Origin of the sequence: Microcystis sp. M49636_WE2 (assembly GCF_030065375.1) — a bacterium.
In the GTDB taxonomy this organism is placed as follows: domain Bacteria; phylum Cyanobacteriota; class Cyanobacteriia; order Cyanobacteriales; family Microcystaceae; genus Microcystis; species Microcystis aeruginosa_C.
Map to the genome: position 1 here is coordinate 1 of NZ_JASJFG010000855.1, position 2,879 is coordinate 2,879.

A 2,879-nucleotide genomic window follows, 5' to 3' on the forward strand; every position below is an offset into this window, starting at 1 on the left:
AATTCGCTACTGTTTTTTTTGGCACAGCCCATAACCTCCTAGATTGCTTACCGTACAATAAAGATTAAATCAGGGTATCGCTACTTGCGGCAATTACTTTGACAAAGATTATTTCAGATTTGGGGATCAGTTTTGCAGTTCCAAGACCGATTTGCCCAGAAAAATTTGATTGGAGAGACTTGTTAATTATGTTTGAGACGATTTTATTTCCCATCGACCACAGCCGCGAAAGTCGTGACGCTACCAGTAGTGTGATCGAATTAGTCAAAATCTTTGACAGTCGTTTGGTGCTGTTGTCGGTGGTGGAAACGACACCCACCGGAGAAATTGCCGCCGACGATAAGATGAGTTCGATCGAAGCGGTGGATAGATTGTTACAATCGGCGCGAGCGGTTTTCGCCCAAGCTAACATCAATGCGGAAATGATTGAAAGGGAGGGAATGCCTTCTTTTGTCATCTGTGATGTGGCCGATGAAATTAATGCTCACCTGATCGTTATGGGTTGTCGCGGTTTAGGATTAACCGGCGAAGGCGTGTCCGAAAGCGTCACCACCAAAGTTATTAACCTTGCCCCCTGTCCGGTGTTGATTATCCCTTAATCAGTGACCAGTTATCAGTGATCAGTTATCAGTGATCAGATGTGAGTTGTCAGTTCACTGTTTACTGGACGGCTACGCCGTGCCTTTGGCAACACTGAAACAAAGCTCCCCATCTCCCCCACTCCCTACTTCATAATTCATAATTCATAATTCCCACTCCCCACTCCTGTCTTCTGAGAGAAATGTAACGAATTGTGAGAGTTTCAGCCGTCAACCCTTGAAAACTCGATCGATGGGGTTGCTTGAAGTAATTCTTAGGCCTAAAGTGTAATCTTAAAGTTTTATGATCAATTTTCCCGTTGATCGGAAAAAGGAGAACTCAAACACAATGGCTGAAACTGGATACAAACAGGTGGTGACACCCTACAATGATGATCCGTTCATTGGTCATCTAGCTACCCCCATTTCCGCTTCTGGTTTTACCAAAGCTTTTATTGGTAACTTACCTGCCTATCGTCCCGGTCTAGCTCCGATTCTGCGCGGTCTAGAAGTGGGTATGGCCCACGGTTATTTCCTCGGTGGTCCCTGGGTTGTCCTGGGTCCCTTGAGAGACTCTGAATATGCTAATCTCGGCGGCTTAATCCCCGCTTTGGCCATGGTTCTCTTGGCTACGGGTTGTTTAGCTAGTTATGGTCTTGTCTCCTTCCAAGGTAAGGCCGCTAGTGGTGATCCTCTGCAATCGGCCGAGGGTTGGAGTCAATTCGCCGCCGGTTTCTTTATTGGTGGTATGGGTGGCGCTTTTGTGGCCTATTTCCTCCTAGAAAATCTTGGTGTCGTTGATGGCATCATGCGCGGGGTTTTTAATCAATAATTAACCCTTTTTCTACCTGTTATCATTTCCTTATTTTTTTTCTAGGAGCATTTGACATGACTGGTGCCTACGCAGCTTCTTATCTGCCTTGGATTTTAATCCCGATCGTCTGTTGGTTAATGCCAGCCGTGGTTATGGGTTTGTTATTTATCTATATCGAGAGTGAATCCTAATTTAGCTCTAGGATTCCTACAATTAAGAGCTTGGAAATTAGCTATTTAATAGTTAGTTTTCAAGCTCTATTTTCTGAAGAAAAAGGAAAAAATTGACCAGATGAAAATGGGTAAAACACTAGACCCCACACCCTGGGGCCAGGGTGCATCCCACATTTGCAGAAATACCGACAATCAGCAATTATACTAAATCCGTTGAGTATAGGCTACTTATGAAGATAGGCAAAAGGCACTCATGCAAAAGGCAAAAGGGGGGATAAATAATCAGTCTTTAATAACCGGATTTAGAATTATCAGTGACTCTTAAATTAGTACAAAAATATGAACAATCGCCTGTAAGCATCTCACAGTTAACCTAATGCGCGGGGGGTTTGGGGGGTAGAACCCCCCAAAAGCTTGGATTGAGTGATAAAACTGAAAGTAACACACCCAATTTTAGGAGAAAGTTTCCCCTGAAAAATCCCAAATTAGTAGATTGACAAAAATGATACCAAATCCCTTTTTAATAGTGTGATTAACTCTCAAGTTATGAATTGTTTCTCCCCACACCCCACACCCCACACCCACGAAAAACTTTTTGCCGCAAACCCTACTTATAAAGCGGTTAGATAGCGGATTTTTTCCAACAAGAGGGAGGGTTGAATGGGTTTGAGGAGATAGTCGTCAATGCCATGACGACCGAGGAAATTAACGCTGATTTCGGGGGTATCATTCAAGATTAGCACTTTACTGGCTTGAGTTTGGCTGGATTTTTTTAAGAGATGACAGAGATGATATATATCGGGCATTTTTCGATCAACAATTATAATACCTGGCTGCACGATCTCAATTTTTTTGATAGCGGAGACACTATCAATTAACCAAATAACTTGATAATGTGCCACCATCAATAACTCACAAATAAGATTGGCAATTTCTTCGTCACTTTCAATCAAAACTATAGTGGGATGGTGGTGATTAAAATGGGGATTATTATCCGAGGGTTGGGGTTGGGATTTGGGAGGCTTTTGTTGAGGTAAACGCACGGTAAAGATGGAACCTTTATCTAAGCAAGATTCTACCTCGATCGTGCCGCGATGCAGTTCCACTAATTGTTTAGTTAAAGCCAATCCTAATCCCACACCACCATAACGACGTTTGCGAGAGCCATCCAATTGGGTAAATTTTTCAAACAGAAGCGGTATTTTTTGAGCAGGAATGCCGATGCCCGTGTCCTCTACCTGAAAAATGACCTGACTGCCTTCTTTCCACAGTCTCAGCGTGATAGCACCCTGTTCGGGGGTAAATTTCAGGGCA

At 43.3% G+C, this 2,879-nt stretch carries 4 protein-coding genes; 3 read left to right on the forward strand and 1 reads right to left on the reverse strand.

Translation table 11 applies throughout. The features are described from left to right. The first annotated feature begins 188 nt into the window (after window positions 1–188). The 3 genes from PX484_RS19550 (at window position 189) to PX484_RS19560 (ending at window position 1,583) form a co-directional block, all read left to right on the forward strand. Window positions 189–599 carry a universal stress protein gene (locus tag PX484_RS19550; RefSeq protein WP_002802733.1) on the forward strand — a complete coding sequence of 137 codons (411 nt, stop codon included), beginning with the start codon at window positions 189–191 and terminating at the stop codon, window positions 597–599. Window positions 600–927: 328 nt separating this feature from the next. Continuing rightward, window positions 928–1,410 carry a photosystem I reaction center protein subunit XI gene (locus PX484_RS19555; protein WP_002802734.1) on the forward strand — a complete coding sequence of 161 codons (483 nt, stop codon included), beginning with the start codon at window positions 928–930 and terminating at the stop codon, window positions 1,408–1,410. 56 nt (window positions 1,411–1,466) lie between these two features. Continuing rightward, window positions 1,467–1,583, forward strand: a complete 117-nt coding sequence (locus PX484_RS19560) for a photosystem I reaction center subunit VIII (protein ID WP_002737043.1) — start codon at window positions 1,467–1,469, stop codon at window positions 1,581–1,583. A gap of 593 nt (window positions 1,584–2,176) precedes the next feature. On the opposite strand, the gene PX484_RS19565 is transcribed toward PX484_RS19560, so the two are convergent. After that, on the reverse strand, window positions 2,177–2,879 hold a 703-nt coding region (locus PX484_RS19565; protein WP_288105193.1), incomplete at its 5' end, for an ATP-binding protein.

What these genes read in the sequence shown, in the direction of transcription:
- PX484_RS19550 (WP_002802733.1), top strand. Translation starts at nt 189, where the DNA reads ATGTTTGAGACGATTTTATTTCCCATCGACCACAGCCGCGAAAGTCGT.
- PX484_RS19555 (WP_002802734.1), top strand. Translation starts at nt 928, where the DNA reads ATGGCTGAAACTGGATACAAACAGGTGGTGACACCCTACAATGATGAT.
- PX484_RS19560 (WP_002737043.1), top strand. Translation starts at nt 1,467, where the DNA reads ATGACTGGTGCCTACGCAGCTTCTTATCTGCCTTGGATTTTAATCCCG.